This window comes from Aeromicrobium sp. (genome assembly GCF_032084975.1).
Lineage (GTDB): Bacteria > Actinomycetota > Actinomycetes > Propionibacteriales > Nocardioidaceae > Aeromicrobium.
This window is the reverse complement of record NZ_DAMDLR010000025.1, coordinates 1-17,312: the sequence shown is the minus strand read 5'-3', so window position 1 is coordinate 17,312 and position 17,312 is coordinate 1. Positions and strand designations below refer to the sequence as shown.

At 70.9% G+C, this 17,312-nt stretch carries 17 protein-coding genes; 5 read left to right on the top strand and 12 right to left on the bottom strand.

Annotated elements, in window-relative coordinates; translation table 11 throughout:
- Nucleotides 1-49: 49 nt before the first annotated feature.
- Genes nth through RT323_RS08480 form a run of 4 tightly spaced genes read left to right on the top strand, consistent with a single transcriptional unit; the run spans nucleotide 50 to nucleotide 3,406 of the window.
- Nucleotides 50-781: an endonuclease III gene (nth, locus tag RT323_RS08495; protein ID WP_313407042.1), complete on the top strand. Its 732-nt coding sequence runs from the start codon at nucleotides 50-52 to the stop codon at nucleotides 779-781.
- Entirely contained in the window at nucleotides 778-1,425 is a 648-nt protein-coding gene (locus tag RT323_RS08490; RefSeq protein WP_313407039.1) for a CoA pyrophosphatase, read from the top strand. The genes nth and RT323_RS08490 overlap by 4 nt, the downstream gene beginning before the upstream one ends.
- Nucleotides 1,389-2,594 carry a MarP family serine protease gene (locus RT323_RS08485; protein WP_313407037.1) on the top strand — a complete coding sequence of 402 codons (1,206 nt, stop codon included), beginning with the start codon at nucleotides 1,389-1,391 and terminating at the stop codon, nucleotides 2,592-2,594. Before RT323_RS08490 ends, RT323_RS08485 begins: the two co-directional genes overlap by 37 nt.
- A complete protein-coding gene (locus tag RT323_RS08480; RefSeq protein ID WP_313407034.1) occupies nucleotides 2,594-3,406 on the top strand; it encodes a hypothetical protein in 813 nt (270 codons plus the stop codon). The genes RT323_RS08485 and RT323_RS08480 overlap by 1 nt, the downstream gene beginning before the upstream one ends.
- Here the strand turns inward: RT323_RS08480 and RT323_RS08475 are convergent.
- From RT323_RS08475 to serS, 4 genes are all read right to left on the bottom strand, one after another.
- Nucleotides 3,384-3,809: a phage holin family protein gene (locus tag RT323_RS08475; protein ID WP_313407032.1), complete on the bottom strand. Its 426-nt coding sequence runs from the start codon at nucleotides 3,807-3,809 to the stop codon at nucleotides 3,384-3,386. The two genes, RT323_RS08480 and RT323_RS08475, sit on opposite strands and share 23 nt — an antisense overlap.
- A gap of 69 nt (nucleotides 3,810-3,878) precedes the next feature.
- Nucleotides 3,879-5,849, bottom strand: a complete 1,971-nt coding sequence (gene acs, locus RT323_RS08470) for an acetate--CoA ligase (RefSeq protein WP_313407031.1) — start codon at nucleotides 5,847-5,849, stop codon at nucleotides 3,879-3,881.
- Between the two features lie 229 nt (nucleotides 5,850-6,078).
- Complete coding sequence (locus RT323_RS08465) at nucleotides 6,079-6,864, bottom strand: HAD family hydrolase (RefSeq protein ID WP_313407029.1); 786 nt, start codon at nucleotides 6,862-6,864, stop codon at nucleotides 6,079-6,081.
- Nucleotides 6,865-8,148, bottom strand: a complete 1,284-nt coding sequence (gene serS, locus RT323_RS08460; protein ID WP_313407026.1) for a serine--tRNA ligase — start codon at nucleotides 8,146-8,148, stop codon at nucleotides 6,865-6,867.
- Nucleotides 8,149-8,258: 110 nt separating this feature from the next.
- On the opposite strand from serS, the gene RT323_RS08455 reads away from it, so the two are divergent.
- Nucleotides 8,259-9,869, top strand: coding sequence for a YegS/Rv2252/BmrU family lipid kinase (locus tag RT323_RS08455; protein ID WP_313407023.1), 1,611 nt, complete (start codon nucleotides 8,259-8,261; stop codon nucleotides 9,867-9,869).
- Between the two features lie 7 nt (nucleotides 9,870-9,876).
- Here the strand turns inward: RT323_RS08455 and RT323_RS08450 are convergent, their stop codons facing one another.
- The 8 genes from RT323_RS08450 to RT323_RS08415 form a co-directional block, all read right to left on the bottom strand.
- A complete protein-coding gene (locus RT323_RS08450; RefSeq protein ID WP_313407020.1) occupies nucleotides 9,877-12,384 on the bottom strand; it encodes a glycosyl hydrolase family 65 protein in 2,508 nt (835 codons plus the stop codon).
- Nucleotides 12,381-13,091, bottom strand: a complete 711-nt coding sequence (locus tag RT323_RS08445) for a beta-phosphoglucomutase family hydrolase (protein ID WP_313407017.1) — start codon at nucleotides 13,089-13,091, stop codon at nucleotides 12,381-12,383. The genes RT323_RS08450 and RT323_RS08445 overlap by 4 nt, the downstream gene beginning before the upstream one ends.
- A gap of 86 nt (nucleotides 13,092-13,177) precedes the next feature.
- The gene (locus tag RT323_RS08440) at nucleotides 13,178-14,017 is read right to left on the bottom strand and encodes a DUF5926 family protein (RefSeq protein ID WP_313407015.1); all 840 of its coding nucleotides are present in this window, start codon (nucleotides 14,015-14,017) and stop codon (nucleotides 13,178-13,180) included.
- 37 nt (nucleotides 14,018-14,054) lie between these two features.
- On the bottom strand, nucleotides 14,055-14,447 hold the full coding sequence (locus tag RT323_RS08435) for an ATP-binding protein (RefSeq protein ID WP_313407013.1): 393 nt from the start codon (nucleotides 14,445-14,447) through the stop codon (nucleotides 14,055-14,057).
- Nucleotides 14,448-14,677: 230 nt separating this feature from the next.
- Complete coding sequence (locus RT323_RS08430) at nucleotides 14,678-15,748, bottom strand: type II CAAX endopeptidase family protein (RefSeq protein WP_313407010.1); 1,071 nt, start codon at nucleotides 15,746-15,748, stop codon at nucleotides 14,678-14,680.
- Between the two features lie 71 nt (nucleotides 15,749-15,819).
- Entirely contained in the window at nucleotides 15,820-16,098 is a 279-nt protein-coding gene (locus RT323_RS08425; RefSeq protein ID WP_313407008.1) for an HU family DNA-binding protein, read from the bottom strand.
- A gap of 96 nt (nucleotides 16,099-16,194) precedes the next feature.
- A complete protein-coding gene (gene aat / locus RT323_RS08420; RefSeq protein ID WP_313407005.1) occupies nucleotides 16,195-16,851 on the bottom strand; it encodes a leucyl/phenylalanyl-tRNA--protein transferase in 657 nt (218 codons plus the stop codon).
- A partial coding sequence (locus RT323_RS08415) for a phosphotransferase (protein ID WP_313407002.1) occupies nucleotides 16,848-17,312 on the bottom strand: 465 nt, incomplete at its 5' end. The genes RT323_RS08415 and aat, both read right to left, overlap by 4 nt.

The following is a 17,312-nucleotide window of genomic DNA, read 5'->3' as shown; positions in this document are numbered from 1 at the left end:
ACTCGACACGGCTCCGGGCGTGTGTGCGTATCCCGGATACGGTGTCATCGTGACCCCTGCGACGAGTCCCGAGACGCCGCGTCCGGCGACTTCGCTCGTCCGTCGCGCGCGCAAGATCAACCGCGTCCTCGCCGAGACCTACCCCGACGCGCGGTGCGAGCTCGACTTCGAGGACCCCTTCCAGCTGCTGGTCGCCACGGTCCTCTCGGCGCAGACCACCGACCGCCGCGTCAACGCGATCACGCCGGCGTTGTTCGCCGCCTATCCGGACGCCACCGCGCTCGCCGGTGCCGAGCGCACCGCGGTCGAGGAGATCATCCGGCCCACGGGCTTCTTCCGGGCCAAGACCGAGAGCATCCTCGGGCTGTCGTCCGCCCTCGTCGAGCGCTTCGACGGCGAGGTCCCCGGCCGGCTGCCCGACCTCGTCTCGCTGCCCGGCGTCGGCCGCAAGACGGCGAACGTCGTGCTCGGCAACGCGTTCGGCGTGCCGGGCATCACCGCGGACACGCACTTCATGCGACTCGTCAGGCGGTGGGAGTGGGTCGACGAGGCCACCTCGAAGGACCCCGTCAAGACCGAGCACGCCGTCGGCGCGCTGTTCCCCCGGCGCGACTGGACGATGCTGTGCCACCACGTGATCTGGCACGGCCGGCGACGCTGCCACGCGCGCAAGCCCGCGTGCGGCGCGTGCCCCGTCGCCCAGTGGTGCCCCTCCTACGGAACGGGCCCGACGGATCCCGAGGTGGCCGAGGCCCTCGTCACCACCCAGGGGCCCGCATGACCGACACCGCGCACACTTCGCTGCCGGACTGGTTGCAGCCCCTCGCCGACATGCTGGACGGCGTCGAGGCCGAGCACCTGGCCCCCCGCTTCCCGCATCCCCCGCAGGACGCCCGCCCCGCCGCGGTGCTGATGCTGTTCTCGGACGGGGAGAACGGCCGGGAGCTGCTGCTGACCGAGCGGGCCGCCACCTTGCGCAGCCACGCGCGACAGATCTCCTTCCCCGGCGGTCGCCAGGATGACACCGACCGCGACGCGGTGCACACCGCCCTGCGCGAGGCGCAGGAGGAGGTCGGCCTGGACCCGCGCGAGGTCGTGGTCTTCGGCACCCTGCCCACGCTGTGGATCCCGCCCAGCAACCACGCCGTCACTCCGGTGCTGGGCTACTGGACGAACCCGGGCCCCCTCGAAGCACACAACCCCGCCGAGGTGGCACGCGTGCTGTCGACCCCGCTGGACCTGCTCGTCGACCCTGAGCGCCGGTTCAGCATCGTGCACCCGTCCGGGTGGACCGGGCCCGGCTTCGACATCGGCACGGACGTCCCCCTGTGGGGCTTCACCGCCGGCATCATCTCCCGCCTCTTCGAGCGACTCGGGTGGGACCGCCCATGGGACGCCTCGCAGACCCGACCCCTGCCGGAGTGACGATGAACTGGCTCGACCTCGTCCTGCTCGTCCTGATCGCCGCGTACGCCTGGACCGGCTGGATCCACGGCTTCGTCTCGAATCTGTTCTCCGCCGGTGGCCTGTTGATCGGGTTCCTCGTCGGCATCGGCCTCGCGCCCCAGCTGTTCGGTGACAGCTCGGGCGACGCGACGTCGGCTGTCATGTCGATCGCCTTCGTCTTCCTTTGTGCGGGTGTCGGCAACTTCCTCGGCACGATGATCGGTCGCGCGGCGAAGATCCGCCGGGGCAAGGCCCGCACGGTGGACGCCGCCCTCGGTGCCGTCTTCAGCACCACGGTCGTGATGGCGGCGGCGTGGGCGCTGGGCTACGCCGTGAGCGCCTCGACGCTGCCGTACGTCAGCACCGCGGTCCGCGACTCGACGGTCCTGGCGCGGGTGGACTCGCTGATGCCGCGGCCGGCGGGAGACGCCCTTCGCTCGTTCACCGACACCCTGACCGTCGACGTCTTCCCCCACTACCTCGACCCGTTCGACACCGAGATCATCCGCGACACCGCGCCTCCGGACGAGCGCACCCTGCAACGGCCGGGGGTCAAGGCCGCGCGGGACAGCGTCGTGCGGGTCCTGGGCCGCGCGCAGTGCCACCGCATGATCGAGGGATCGGGATTCGTGATCGGTCCCGAGCGCGTCATGACGAACGCCCACGTCATCGCGGGCGTCGACGAGCCCACGATCACCCTCGGCGACCGTCGCCTGGACGCCCGGCCCGTGTGGTTCGACAGCGACCTGGACCTGGCCGTCGTCGACGTGCCCGGTCTCGACGGCACGCCGCTGCGCTGGGACACGACGGCGAAGGAGGACGACCCGGCCGTCGTGCTGGGCTTCCCCGAGAACGGCCCGTTCGACGCGCGGGCGGCGCGGATCCGGGGCCGCCTCGACCTGCGAGGACCGGACATCTACGGCCAGGGCCGGGTGTCGCGCGACGTGTACTCGATCCGGTCGCTGGTGCGGTCCGGCAACTCGGGCGGGCCCCTGATCTCGCCCCGGGGGCACGTGATCGGCGTGATCTTCGCGGCGTCGATCTCGGACGGGCAGACCGGGTACGCCGTGTCCGCGTCGGAGGCCCGGATGATCGCGCGCAAGTCCAGCGGCGTCGACCGCACCGTCTCCACCGGGCGCTGCGCGTGATGCGCGGGGTATTCGCCGCCCTCATGTGGCTCGTCGCCACGGCATCGCTCGTCGTGACGATCGGAGCCGGGTGGACCGCCCTGAACGTGCAGGACGAGGACGGGTTCGTGGCGATGGCGTCCCGGCTCGGGGACGACACCGAAGTCCAGGAGGCGGCGGCCGACCTCGCGGGCGAGGCGTTCGCGGACCAGCCGTCCGTGCCTGCCTCGTTCCACGATCCGGTGGCCACCGCCATGAGTCGCGCCGTGCTGCGCCTCACGTCCTCGGACGGCTGGGACGACGCGTGGCGCGCCACCGTGCGGGACACTCACCGCCGGCTCTACTCGGAGCCGACGCCCACCGACGTGCGGGTCGACGTCGCGCCCATCATCGACGTGGCGGTGGACGAGGTGAGCAGGACGATCCCGGTCCCCGTGCCCTCCCCGGACGAGCTGCTGGTCGTGGTGAACGAGGAGGACCCCGGCCCGTTCGTCGAGGCCACGTCGCGTGCGGGATCGCTCGCGCTGGTCGCGGCGGTCGTGGGTGCGGTGGCTGCGCTGCTCGCGCTCGTCGCCGCCCGGAGGCGCTCCACGATGCTCGCGGCGCTGGGCCTGGGTGCCGTCCTGGCCGCCGGTGCCTGGTGGCTCGCCGGACGCACCCTGCTGCCGTCCTTCGTCGACCGCAACAGCGAGACGACCGCCCACGGTCGCGCGCTCAGCAACGTGGTGACCGAGCGGGTCGTCGCCTCACTGGACCCCACGCTCCTGTGGGTCGCCCTGGTCGGGGTCGTCGTCGCCGGTCTGGGTCTCGCTAGTCGCGCGCTGCGCTCCTGATCCGGTTCCCGGCGGGCGGTCCCGGCTTCAGGGCCGACGGAATCTGACGGGCCGCGCCGATCGTCTTCTCGGGCGCGCGGATCTTCTTGAAGCGGCGCCAGGCGACGAACAGGAGCACGACGGCCAGCAGGAGGTAGAACGCCGTCACGATGAGGAACGCCCACGCGGGGTGCAGCCCGGCCATCGTGATGAAGTACGCGATCGTCACGGACGCCAGGATCAGCACGATCAGCAGCAGGAACGCCGCCACCGCGACGAGGGCGGCACCCATGCCGCCGGCCTTCACGCTGATGCGCAGCTCGGACTTGGCCAAGGCGATCTCGTGCTGGACGATCGAGGACAGGTCCCGCGTCACATCCGCGACGAGGCGTCCGATCGTGGGGTCGTCGGCAGGCTTGGTCATAGTGGTGAGCGTACCCACAACCGAGCGCGACGACCTCCCGTGATGGTCGCCGCGCTCGCCGTGGGTGCCTCAGTCGTCGTTCGCCGCAGGCTTCTTCAGGCCCGCGGTGATGAGCTCCATCACGGACGAGTCGGCCAGCGTGGTGGCGTCGCCGACCTCGCGGTTCTCGGCCACGTCACGCAGCAGGCGACGCATGATCTTGCCCGAGCGGGTCTTGGGCAGCTCGGGGACGACCATGATCTGGCGCGGCTTCGCGATCGGGCCGATCTCCTTGGCGACGTGGTTCCGCAGCGCGGCGATGTGCTCCTCGGTGGACTCGGCAGCCGACTCGCGCAGGATGACGAACGCGACGACGGCCTGGCCCGTCGTGTCGTCCGTCGCGCCGACCACGGCCGCCTCGGCGACGGTGGGGTGCGAGACCAGGGCGGACTCGATCTCTGTGGTGGACAGGCGGTGGCCCGAGACGTTCATGACGTCGTCGACGCGGCCCAGCAGCCAGATCGCGCCGTCCGCGTCCTTCTTGGCGCCGTCGCCCGCGAAGTAGACGTCCTTGAAGCGCGACCAGTACGTGTCCTTGAATCGCTGGTCGTCGCCCCAGATCGTCCGCAGCATCGCCGGCCACGGCTCGGTGAGCACCAGGTAGCCGCCCTCGCCGTTGCCCACGGGCTTGCCGGCGTCGTCGACGACCTCGGCACTGATCCCGGGCAGCGGGCCCATGGCCGAGCCGGGCTTCGCGACGGTGACGCCGGGCAGCGGGCTGAGCATGTGCGCGCCGGTCTCGGTCTGCCACCACGTGTCGACGATCGGGGTGCGGTCGCCGCCGATGTTCGTGCGGTACCAGACGTAGGCCTCGGGGTTGATGGACTCGCCCACCGAGCCCAGGATGCGCAGCGTGGACATGTCGTACTGGGCCGGGATGTCGTCGCCCCACTTCATGAACGTGCGGATGGCGGTGGGAGCGGTGTAGAAGATCGTGACCTTCTTCTCCTGGATGATCTCCCACCAGCGGCCCTTGTGGGGCGAGTCGGGGGTGCCCTCGTAGAGCACCTGCGTCGCGCCCTCGGCCGTCGGGCCGTAGACGATGTACGAGTGGCCCGTGACCCAGCCGACGTCGGCCGTGCACCAGAACACGTCCGTGTCGCGCTTGTGGTCGAAGACCGCGTCGAAGGTGTACGCGCACTGCGTCAGGTAGCCGCCGGACGTGTGCAGGATGCCCTTGGGCTTGCCCGTGGTGCCCGACGTGTACATGACATAGAGCGGGTGCTCCGCGTCGAACGCCTCCGGCGTGTGGTCCGGCGAGGACTCGTCGACCAGCTCGTCCCACCACACGTCGATGTCCTGGTCGAAGGCGACCTCCTGACCCGTGCGGCGTACGACCAGCACGTTCTCGACCGGGCTCTTGTCGCCGAGCTTCGCGATCGCCTCGTCCACGGCCGGCTTGAGCGCGGACGGACTGCCGCGCCGGTAGCCGCCGTCGGCGGTGATGACCAGCTTGGCCTCGCAGTCCTCGACCCGGCTGGCCAGCGCGTCGGAGCTGAAGCCGCCGAAGACGACCGTGTGCGGGGCGCCGAGGCGGGCGCACGCCAGCATGGCGATGACGGCCTCCGGGATCATCGGCAGGTAGATCGCCACGCGGTCGCCGGCCTCGATGCCGAGCTCGGTGATGGCGTTGGCGGCCTTGGAGACCTCGTCCTTGAGCTGGGCGTACGTGATGTCGCGGGTGTCGCCGGGCTCGCCGACGAAGTGGAACGCGACCTTGTCGCCCAGGCCGTTCTCGACGTGGCGGTCGACGCAGTTGTACGCGACGTTCAGCTTGCCGCCGACGAACCACTTCGCGAACGGGGGGTTCGTCCAGTCGAGGACCTCGGTGAACGGCGTGTCCCACGTCAGGCGACCGGCCTGTTCGGCCCAGAAGCCCAGCCGGTCCTCGGCGGCGCGATCGAACGCCTCGGCGGTGACGTTGGCGTTCGCGGCCAGCTCGGCCGGCGGCTCGAAGCTGCGGTCCTCGTGGGCGAGGTTGTCGATACCGGTCTGAGTCACGAGTGGGCCTCCTGGCGCGGGGGTGTGGGGTGTCGCGGATCACAACTGCCGACGACTTTACGGTGCCCCATCACCCCGCATGTGCGCCAGACCACACCGACGAGCGGCCCCTGTCGTGCGGCGAGCGGTGGGCGGCTGGAAGTTTCCCCGGTTAAGTGCGTTTCCTGGCACTTCACGAGGGTTGCAACCCTCGTGAAGTGCCAGAGAACCTACTTAACCGGGGAAACCGTCAGTCCAGCCAGCGACGAAGCTCGTCGGCGAGGCCGTCCTCCTCAACGGGCCCGGCGACGTCGTCGGCGACCGCGATGAGGTCGGCCGAGCCCTGGGCCATCGCGACGCCGCGACCGGCCCACTGGATCATCTCGAGGTCGTTGTTGCCGTCGCCGACGGCGAGCACGTCCGCCGCGGTCAGGCCCATCCGGCGGCACACCTCGTCCAGCCCCGAGGCCTTGGAGACGCCCTCGGGCGCGAGGTCGAGCCACGCGGTGTAGCCGATGTAGTAGTTCGTGCCGTCGAGCCCGAGGTCCTCGACCATCGCCGAGAACTCCTCACGCGAGTGGTCGGGCGCGCGGACGACCACGCGGGTGACGGGCTGCGACACCATGCGCTCGACCTCGTCGAGGATGATCTCGCCGGTGATCTCACCGTGGGGGAACGCGCGGTTGACGCGGTAGCCGACGCCGACCTCCTCGACCGCGACCAGCGCCTCCGGCACGCGCTCGAGCACGCGGCGGACCGCCTCGCGCGCGTCGAACGTGGTGGTGTGGACGAGCTCGAACGGGTCCACCTCGAACACCACCGAGCCGTTGCTGGCGATGCCCAGGCCCTCGCGGAAGCCCAGCTTGTCCAACACGTCGTAGACGCCGGGAACGGCGCGGCCGGTGGCGATGACGACCGGGATGCCCTGCGCGCGGATCGCCAGCACGGCCTCCTTCACGGACGGGCTGAGCTCGTTGAGGTGGTTGACGATCGTGCCGTCGACGTCGAGCGCGACGAGCTTCGGACGCCAGGTCACTCAGCTCACCCCGTTCCCGAGGGGCCGCAGGACCTCGCCGAGGTACGGGTGGAGCGCGGCCGGCAGGCGGACGGAGCCGTCGGCCTGCTGGCCGTTCTCGAGCAGCGCCACGATCGTGCGGGTCATGGCGCACAGGGTGCCGTTGAGGGTGGCGACGTGCGACGTGCTGTCCTCGCCGGTCGCCCGGGTGCGCACGTCGAGGCGGCGCGCCTGGAACTCGGTGCAGTTCGAGGCGGACGACAGCTCGCGGTACTTGCCCTGCGTGGGGATCCACGCCTCACAGTCGAACTTGCGGACGGCCGACAGGCCCAGGTCTCCGGCGGCCACGTCGATGACGCGGAACGGCAGCTCGAGCTTCTCGAGCCACGCCTTCTCCCAGCCGAGCAGGCGCTGGTGCTCGGCGGCGGCTTCCTCGAGGGTCGTGTAGACGAACATCTCGACCTTGTCGAACCAGTGCACGCGGAAGATGCCCCGGGTGTCCTTGCCGTACGAGCCGGCCTCGCGCCGGAAGCACGGGCTGAAGGCGGCGTAGCGCCGCGGCAGCGACTCGGTCGGCAGGATCTCGCCGCCGTGATAGGCCGCGAGCGGCACCTCGGACGTGCCGACGAGGTACAGGTCATCCTTCTCGAGGCGGTACACGTCGTCGGCCGCCTGGCCGAGGAAGCCGGTGCCTTCCATCGCCTGCGGCTTGACCAGCGCGGGCGGGATCATCGGCGTGAAGCCCCACTCGGCGGCGGTCGACATCGCCAGCTGCACGAGCGCGAGCTCGAGCTGGGCCCCGACGCCGGTGAGGTAATAGAAGCGCGAGCCGCTGACCTTGGCACCGCGCTCCATGTCGATCGCGCCGAGCATCTCGCCGAGCTCGAGGTGGTCGCGGGGCTCGAAGCCCTCGGCCGCGAAGTCGCGCGGCGTGCCCACCTCCTCCAGCACGACGAAGTCGTCCTCGCCGCCGGGCGGGGCCTCGGTCGCGACGTTCGGGAGCGACTTGAGCAGGTCCTCGAACGCCTTCGCGGCCTCGGACTGGGCGGCCTCGGCGGCCTTGACCTCGGTGCTGAGCTCCTTGGTGCGCGTCAACAGCGCCTGCTTCTCGTCGCCCTGTGCCTTCGGGATCTGCTTGCCGAGCTGCTTCTGCTCGGAGCGGACCGCCTCGAAGGTCACGATGGAGGCGCGGCGGGCCTCGTCGGCGGTGATGAGGTCGTCGACGAGCTGCGACGACTCGCCCCGGCGCTCCTGGGCGGCTCGCAGCAGGTCGGGTTCGTCGCGCAACAGTCGGGGATCGATCACGCTGCCAGCCTAGCGAGGCCGGTCCGGGCCCGGCGTGACGGCGCAGTCCTGACGGCGCCGTCGCCGGGGCGCCGATACCCTGAGTCGAGCACCCCGACGAGAGGAACACCGTGACGATCGACCTGCGCCGCGCAGACGGCGACCGGCCGCTCCTCACCCCCGCACTCCTCGCGATCGGGTCCGTGGTCTTCCTGGTCCTGGCCGTCATGGTCGCGACCACGTGGCAGCCGTTGATGGAGCTCGACCAGTCCGTCGCCGAGTGGGCCTACGACGTCTCGGCCCCGCGCGACTGGCTCGTGGCGCTGCTGGACGTCGTCGCGGCCGTCACCAGCAACTGGTCGGTCGGCGTGGTGCTGGCGATCCTGGCCGGCCTGCTGTGGTGGCGCAACGAGCGGCTGCTCTCGATCTGGGTCGTCGTCAGCGCTGTCCTGGTCCTGGGCGGCAACGCCCTGATCAAGCTGGTCGTCCGTCGCGAGCGCCCCGTGTGGGACCTGCCGTTGCACGAGATCGGCGGCTACTCGTTCCCCAGCGGTCATTCCGCGGGCGCGGGCCTGTTCTTCACCGTCGTGGCCCTGATGACCATCGTCCTGACCGGGCGAGGACTGCGCCGCCGCCTGCTGCTGGCGCTGTGGATCGTGCTGGCCCTGCTGGTGGCGGCCGACCGGGTCTTCCTGGGCGTGCACTACCTCAGCGACGTGACGGCGGGCCTGTGCTTCGGGACCGTCGTGACCCTGGCGGTGTGGCAGGTCCTGGTCAGCGGCCGGGGCCGCCTGCCGTCCGAGCTGGCGGTCACGACGGGCTCGGGCCGTCGTCGCGCCGCCGTCGTGCTCAACCCGAGCAAGGTCGGGGACGTCGAGGACTTCAAGGCCAAGGTGCGCCAGGTCGGCGCCTCGCACGGCTGGGACGAGCCGCGCTGGTACGAGACCTCGATCGCGGATCCGGGCCACGGTCAGACGCGTGCGGCCCTCGAGGCCGATGTCGACCTGGTGATCGCCGCGGGCGGCGACGGCACCGTGCGCGCGGTGTGCGAGACCGCCGCGCGATCGGGCGTCGCGATCGGCGTCCTGCCGCACGGCACGGGCAACCTGCTCGCGCGGAACCTCGACATCCCCGTCAACACGCGCGATGCGCTCGACGTCGTGTTCGGCGGACAGGACCGCGCGATCGACATCGCGTCCTTCGCCACCGACGGCGGCGACCGCACCTCGTTCCTCGTCATGGCCGGACTGGGCATGGACGCCATGATCATGACCGGCGTCAACGAGGACCTGAAGAAGCGCGTCGGCTACCTCGCGTACTTCGTCTCGGGCGTCAAGGCGATCACGTTCCCCCGCACGAAGGTCGAGATCACGATCGACGACCAGCCTCCCGTGACGTTCAAGGCGCGCACGGTCGTGGTCGGCAACGTCGGCTTCCTGCAGGGCGGGATCCCCCTGCTGCCCGACGCGCAGATCGACGATGGGATGCTCGACGTCGTCGTGGTCGCGCCGAAGCGGTTCATCGGCTGGCTGTCGATCGTGGCGCGTGTGGTCACCCGCCGCAAGAGCAACGACAAGCGCCTGACCCGGCTGTGCGGCCAGCGCGTGCTGGTGCGGGCCGAGAAGCCCGTGCCCATGCAGCTGGACGGCGATCCTGCCGGCGAGGGGCAGGAGATCACCGCCGAGATCCACCCCGGCGAGCTGCTGGTGCGCGTCCCGTCGGTCCTGCCTCCCGTCGTCTGACCGTCGGTCAGCCCCCCGGCACGATCGCCGTGATGATCGTGCCGTCGGCGCGGCGCCGGCCGGCCACGCGCGGCGGCGTGCCGGCGATGTTCGGGCCCTGGCCGTCGAGCGGGATCACGACGGGTGCGTCCGGCTTCACCGTGACGGCCTCGCCGCGGACGCTGATCACGGGATCGACGAGCTCGCCGACCCCATTCTCCTGCTGGTCCTCGACCTCGAGCTCGAGCTCGTCCTGGCGCACCGTCACGCGAACGCGGGTGCCCTGGATCGTCACTCGGTACGTGAGCTCGTGCCACAGGTCCGGCAGGCGCGGATCGATCGTGAACTCGCCCTGGTGGTCGCGGAAGCCGCCGAAGCCACCGACCAGCACGCTCCAGACGCCGCCGGTGGAGGCGACGTGGACGCCGTCGGTGGTGTTCTTGTGGCGATCGCCCAGGTCGACGAACAGCGCCCCGAGGAAGTAGTTGAACGCGAGGTCGCGGTAGCCCACCTCGGCGGCGATGATCGACTGCACGACCGCCGACAGCGTGGAGTCGCCGGTCGTGACCGGGTCGTAGTACTCGAAGTCGGCCCGCTTCTGCTCGGCCGTGAAGTGCTTGCCCTGCAGGTACAGCGCCAGCACCACGTCGGCCTGCTTGATCACCTGGAAGCGGTAGATCACCAGCGGGTGGTAATGCAGCAGCAGGGGCCGCATGTCCTCCGGAGTGTTGTCCAGGTCCCAGACCTCGCGCTCGAGGAAGTGCTGGTCCTGCGGGTGGACCCCGAGGGCCTCGTCGTAGGGGATCGCCATGTCCCGCGCGGCGCGCTCCCACCGGGCGACCTCGTGGTCGTCGAGGGCGAGCCGGGTGACCATCTGGTCGTAGGCCGGTCCGTCGCGCTCGGCCAGCCGGGTGACGGCCAGCGCCGCGGCGCGCAGGTTGAACCGGGCCATCACGTTCGTGAACAGGTTGTCGTTCACGACGGTCGTGTACTCGTCGGGTCCGGTGACACCGTGGATGTGGAACGTGCCCACCTCCTCGTCGCGCCAGAAGCCCAGGTCCAGCCACATGCGCGCCGTCTCGACCAGCACGTCGATGCCCTGGCGGATCATGAAGTCCTCGTCGTTCGTGGCGAGGTAGTACTGGGTCACGGCATACGCGATGTCCGCGTCGATGTGGTACTGCGCGGTGCCGGCGGCGAAGAAGGCCGACGCCTCCTCGCCGTTGATCGTGCGCCACGGGAACAGGGCGCCCGACTGGGACATCTCGCGGGCCCGGCGCCGCGCGGCGTCGAGCAGGCTGTGCCGGAACCGCAGGGCGTTGCGGGCGTGGTCGGGGTTCGTGTAGGTCAGGAACGGCAGGACGTAGATCTCGGTGTCCCAGAAGTAGTGGCCGCTGTACCCGGAGCCCGTCACGCCCTTGGCGGGGATGCCGGCACCCTCGGCCCGGGCGCTGGCCTGGGCCACCTGGAACAGGTTCCAGCGAATCGCCTGCTGGACCTCGAGATGGCCGGGGACCTCGACGTCGGACCGTGTCCAGAAGTCGCCGAGCCACGCGCGCTGGTCGCTGTAGAGCACTTCGATGCCCGCGTCGTGGGCGCGGTCGAGGGTGCGGCGGCACCGGTCGACCAACTCACGCACGGGGACGCCTCGCGACGTGTGATAGGCGACCAGCTTCGTCAGCCGGATGGTCTTGCCGGGCTCGGCGGCGATCCGGTAGGTCATCTTGGCCAGGTCGTCGTCCACGTGGACGCGCTGCGTGTACTGGTTCTCGGTCTCGAGGAAGTGGTCGGCGGCCACCGCGAGGGTCATGCCGCTCTCGACGGCGCGGTAGCCGAGTGAGACGCGAGCCTCCTCGGCATCTCCCCAACTGTGCTTGGGCTCGAGCACGCGGCGGTCGAAGCCCTCGGACTTGCGGGGGTCGTGTCCTTCGCCCATCGCCTTGGAGCGGACGTGGTACTCGTCCTCGCCGTCCTGGCGGTTGAGGATCTGCGACGAGATCGCGATCGGCGCCTTGGCGTCGAGCATCGTGACCTCGAACTCGAGCACCGCGAGATGCCGCTCGGTGAACGACACCATCCTCTTGGCGACGACGTGCACGCGCTTGTTCGACGGGGTTCGCCAGATGATCTCGCGGCTCAGGACGCCGTCGCGGAAGTCCAGCGAGCGCTCGTACTGCAGCAGGTCGGCGACGCTGAGCAGGAGCGGCTCGTCGTCGACGTACAGGCGGATGACCTTGGCATCGGGGGCGTTGACGATCGTCTGGCCCACGCGGGCGAAGCCGAATGCCTCCTCGGCGTGGTGGATGGGCCACGTCTCGTGGAAGCCGTTGATGAAGGTGCCGTGCGTGTGCGAGTCGCGTCCCTCGGTGACGTTGCCCCGCATGCCCAGGTACCCGTTGCCGATCGCGAAGAGGGTCTCGCTGACGCCCAGGTCGGTCTGGTCGGGAGTCGCCTCGATCAGCCGCCAGGGGTCGGCCGGCCAGCGCGTGCGATCGAGATAGTCCTCTTCGGTGGGCGCTTCGGGACGCCGGTTCACAACAGCTCCGCCAGGTCGCTCACGACGATGTCGGCGCCGTTGCGGCGCAACGTCTCGGCCCCGGCACCACGATCCACGCCGACCACCAGCCCGAAGTCGCCGGCAGCGCCGGCCTGGACGCCGGAGACCGCGTCCTCGAGGACGACCGACCGGGTCGTCGGGACGCCGAGCCGCTCTGCGGCGGCCGAGTACGTGTCGGGGCGGGGCTTGCCCGCGATGCCCTCGGCGGCCGCGACCTCGCCGTCGATGACGACCTCGAAGCGCTCGGCCACGCCGGCCGCCTCGATCACCTTGCGGGCGTTGCGCGAGCTGGAGACGAGTGCCGCCTTCACCCCTCGTTCCTCCAGCGCATCGAGCAGCGCGACGGAGCCCGGGTACGCCTCGACGCCGTCGGTGCGCAGCACGTCGGAGAAGTAGTCGTTCTTGCGGTTGCCCAGCGCGCAGACGGTCTGCTCGGCCGGGTCGTCCGACGGGTCGCCGTACGGCAGGTCGATGCCACGGGACTCGAGGAACGACTGGACGCCCTCGTACCGCGGCTTGCCGTCGACGTACGCGAAGTAGTCGTCGTCGCCGTAGGGCTCAGCATCCGGGTGATCGGCCAGGAAGTCGGTGAACATCCGGCCCCAGGCTCGTTGGTGGACCTCGGCCGTGGGGGTGATCACTCCGTCGAGGTCGAACAGGGCGGCGTCGTAGTCGTTCCAGTCCACGCGTTCAGCCTAGGGGCAACCCCCGCGCTCGGCGCGAACCCGCTGGGGCGGAAGTGGCGCGTTCCACACCGGTTGCGGGTCGCGGGTCAGCGGATCGTCACCTGACGGCTGACGAGGTCGCGCCGAGCGGTGCGCTCGGCGGCCGACAGCTCGCCGGTGGCCGCCATGGCCTCGTCGAGCTTCGTCGCGAACGCGGGCACGGCGGCGTCGAGCTCGTCCGGGCCGACGCCGTCGAGCTCCCACACCGGCACCAGCAGCCCGTGGGCGCGGAAGATGCCGATCAGGGTGGTCCCGTCGACGATCGCGTCGTCGTCGGCCGCCCGCAGCCGCGCGAACGCGTCCAGCAGGGGCGTCTCGTCGTGGAGCATGATCCAGCGCAGGTACGCGTGGTCGCCCATGTCGGTGACGTAGGCCGAGTCGGTCGCGCCCAGTCGCGTGGTGGGCGCGATGGTGGCGTTGGCCTCCTCGAGGGCCGCGGCGGCCGCACCGGACTCACGGTCCTCCGGCACGAGCCACCAGTCGAAGCCGTCGTGCAGCTCCACGTCGAAGCCCGCACCGGGATCGACGAGGTCCTGCAGGCGGGCACCCACCCCGGGCGGGGTCATCCGGATCGGCGTGCCCGGCTCGGTGTCGCCGGCGATCTCGATGACGTGGGCCAGGTCGCGGCTGATGTCGCCGTGGTTGTGCATGACCTGCAGGCCCACCCAGATCTCGCCGTCCGGGCGGACGAGGCCCGCGCCGGCTCCCGGCAGCAGGGTGCAGATGCGCACCGTGCGACCGTCCTTCAGCGTCGTCGTCGCGGTGGCCGACGGGACGAACTCGCGCAGGGCGACCCAGTCACCCTCGGACGGGAGTCCCTCGAAGGTGCGCGCCACGAACGGCATCCGCTGCTTGGCCGGCTTGATCCGTCTCGACTTCTTGCCCATGGCGACACGCTATCCGCCCCGGGGTGGACGGCCGAGGTCAGGCCAGTGCGAGCTCGGCACGCACGCAGGTGCCCTCGGACAGGTCGACCGACCACTTGTCGGCGACCCGGCTGATGATCGAGAGTCCGCGGCCGCCGAGCGAGTCCTCGTCGAAGGGTCGCGGGACGAGGTCGGTGCCGTGTCCGGCGTCGCGCACGCTGAGCAGCAGGTGGCCGTCGAGGATGCTCCAGCTGATCTCCATCGTGCCGTCGGCGTCGGGAGCTCCGTGGGACACGGCGTTGGCGATCATCTCGCTCAGCACGATCAGGGCGTTGTCGATCACCGGCAGGGGCGTGCGGTTGAGGGTGAGGAAGGCGGCCAGCTTCGTGCGCGCGATGCCGGGGGTCGACGACTCGAACGGCAAACGGACGACATCGTGCCGGTGAACCATCAACCCTCCTAGCGGCGTGCCAGATCGTGCGACCGGGCGCCGGAGCGGCACGACGATCCTCAATCACGCGAACGTGAGTAGTACCAATTAACCATTCAACCGTCTCGGAGACAAGGCCCCTCCCGAGGTTACGCACCCCTCGCCGCTGCGCGGGTGACCCACCCCACGGGCCGCTCGCTCGCCCCGTCAGGGCCGGACCGGGACCCGGCACCGACTGCGGTCGATGGCGCTCAACGGCCCCAGACGCCCGGATCGCCGGGGTACGGCGGAGCGTTCTCGGGGACGAGCGGACGCACAGGCGTGGGCGCCGTCCGCGGTACCGGCGGGGGCACGGGCGCGGCGGACAGCTCGCCCGGAGGCGGGACGTACGGCGGCGGCGGCACGAACCGCAGGACCGGCGTCCTCGGCAGCTCGGGCAACGGGGGACGACGGCGCTGCAGGCCCCGGCGTCGCGCACCGAGCTCGACGAGCGCCCAGAACACCAGGCACATCGCGGTGGAGGGGACCACCTCGTTCAGCACGCCGGCTCCCTCACCGCCGGAGTCGACCAGGCCCAGGACGTCCAGCACCATCAGGACGACGTTGTTGGCGATGTGGAGCGCGATCGCGGCCTCGAGACCGCCCGTGCGGATCGTCATGACCGCAGCCACGACGCCGAAGAGGAAGACCGAGACGAGGCCCCAGAAGTCGTAGAGGTGACCCGCTGCGAAGAGCAGGCTGGTCAGCACGACGGGGATCGCGGCCCAGCGCGTCCACGAGCCGACCAGCTGCAAAAGGCCGCCACGGAAGACGTACTCCTCGGCCGCGGCCTGGAAGGGGACGACGAGCAGCACGACGGCCAGGGCGGCCACGCCCGCACCGTCGAGCGAGTCGACCCGGACCTCGTCACCGGTCCACGCCGACGCCAGCACCGTGAGCCCGAGGCTCGCGCCGACGACGGCGAACGCGAGCGCGCAGCACAGGCCGAGCCAACTCCACCGAAGGCGTCCCTGGACCGAGTGCACGTAGCCGACGTGACGTCGCCAGAAGATCGCGATCGGCCCGAGCACGCACGGGATCAACAGCGCGATCGAGAGCAGCTGGAACGCGAGGACGGAAGGACGGTCCAGCGCGATCTCGGTGCCGGCCAGGTCGAGCCAGGCATCCACGTCGACGCCGGCGACCAGCAGTCCCACCATCCACACGACGGCCAGCACGACCGACAGGAACCCGTAGGCGCCGATCCCGGTGAGGGCGGCGACGGGCAGGCGCCAGTGCTCGAAGTCGGGCGACTCGCGCGCTTGACGGTGGTACGGCGTCATCGCCTGAATCCTCACACACGCACGACGCCCCCGACCCTGGGGACAGGGCGGGGGCGTCGGAACGCGAAGGATTACTTCGCGGCAGCCTTGAGGCGCGAGCCGGCGCTGACCTTCACGCCGTAGCCGGCGGGGATGTCGATCGTCTCGCCGGTGGCGGGGTTGCGGCCCGTGCGGGCGGCGCGCTGGACGCGCTCGACCGAGAGGACACCCGGGATCGAGATCTTCTCGCCCTGGGCAACCGAGTCGATGACGAGCTCGGCGAAGGCGGTCACGAACTCGTCGACGTCCTTCTTGGTGCTGCCGGTCTTCTCGGCCAGCTTGGCCACGAGATCGTTGCGGGAAAGTGCCACGATTCTGCTCCTGAAATGGATTGATGGGTCGCTCGTCAGTCTAGGGACGACGCAGCGGCCCTCCGACCCGGGGTACCCACGGCGTGTCGCGAGATTTCAGCCCCAAACGGGTGTCGGACCGTCGACCAGGGTCGTGATCTGCGCGAGGTAGGTCCCGCGTGGGACGACCCTCACCCCCAGCGAGGCCAGGTGCGGCGTCTGCCACTGCGTGTCCACGAGCCAGTCCGGCAGCGCCGACATGCGCTCGACGAGGGCCACGAGAGCGGCCTTGGAGGCGTCGGTGCGGTGGTGGAACATTGATTCGCCCGCGAACAGCGAGCCGACACCGATGCCGTACAGCCCGCCCACCAGCGCGCCGTCCTCGTCGCGGGTCTCGACGCTGTGCGCATAGCCCAGGTCGTGCAGTCGCACGTAGGCCGATCGGATCGCGGCGTTGATCCACCGACCCGGTCGGCGGCGATCCGCGCAGGCGTCGATGACGGCCTCGAAGTCGGTGTCGACCGTGATCGTGAAGTCGCGCATCGACCGGCGCAGCGACCGCGAGACCCGCAGGTCGCCGGGCCCCAGCACCCCGCGTTCCAGGGGCGACCACCACAGCAGCCGCCGCCCGTGCGGCATCGGGAACGCTCCGCGCCGGTAGGCGTCCACCAAGGTCTCGGGCTCGAGGTCGGCGCCGCCGGCGATGCAGTCGTCGTCCGGCCACTCGCTCGGCTCGAAGGCCCACGGGGACGGCGGCAGGGGAACGGGCATCATGCGTCCAGCATCGAGGTCAGGTGGTGCTCGACGGCGTTGCCCCACTCGAGGACCTCCTCGGTGGTCGCCGTCGCGAGGGCGCGGTGCCACGTCACCGCGCGGTTCACCGCGTGCGTGAAGCCCGAGGCGCGCCACAGCTCGTCGAAGTGCGGACGCTCGACCTCCCAGACCTCGCACCAGGCCCTCGCGACGTCCGCCCAGTCGATGCCGCCGGTGTCCGTCACGACCCCGTGGGGGACGCACAGGACCTCGACGGCGTGGGACCACATGCCGTCGCCGAGGTCGAAGAACGCGATCCCGTCGCCGGTGTCGCGCAGGTTGTCCTGGTGGAGGTCGCCGTGCTGCCAGGTGGACGGGACCGGGGACTCGGCCAGGAGCCCACACGCGTCGGCGAGCTCGCCGCGCCGCGCCCGCAGCTGGTCCGCGACCTCGGGCGCGACCCGGCCGGTCCGCTCGGGCGG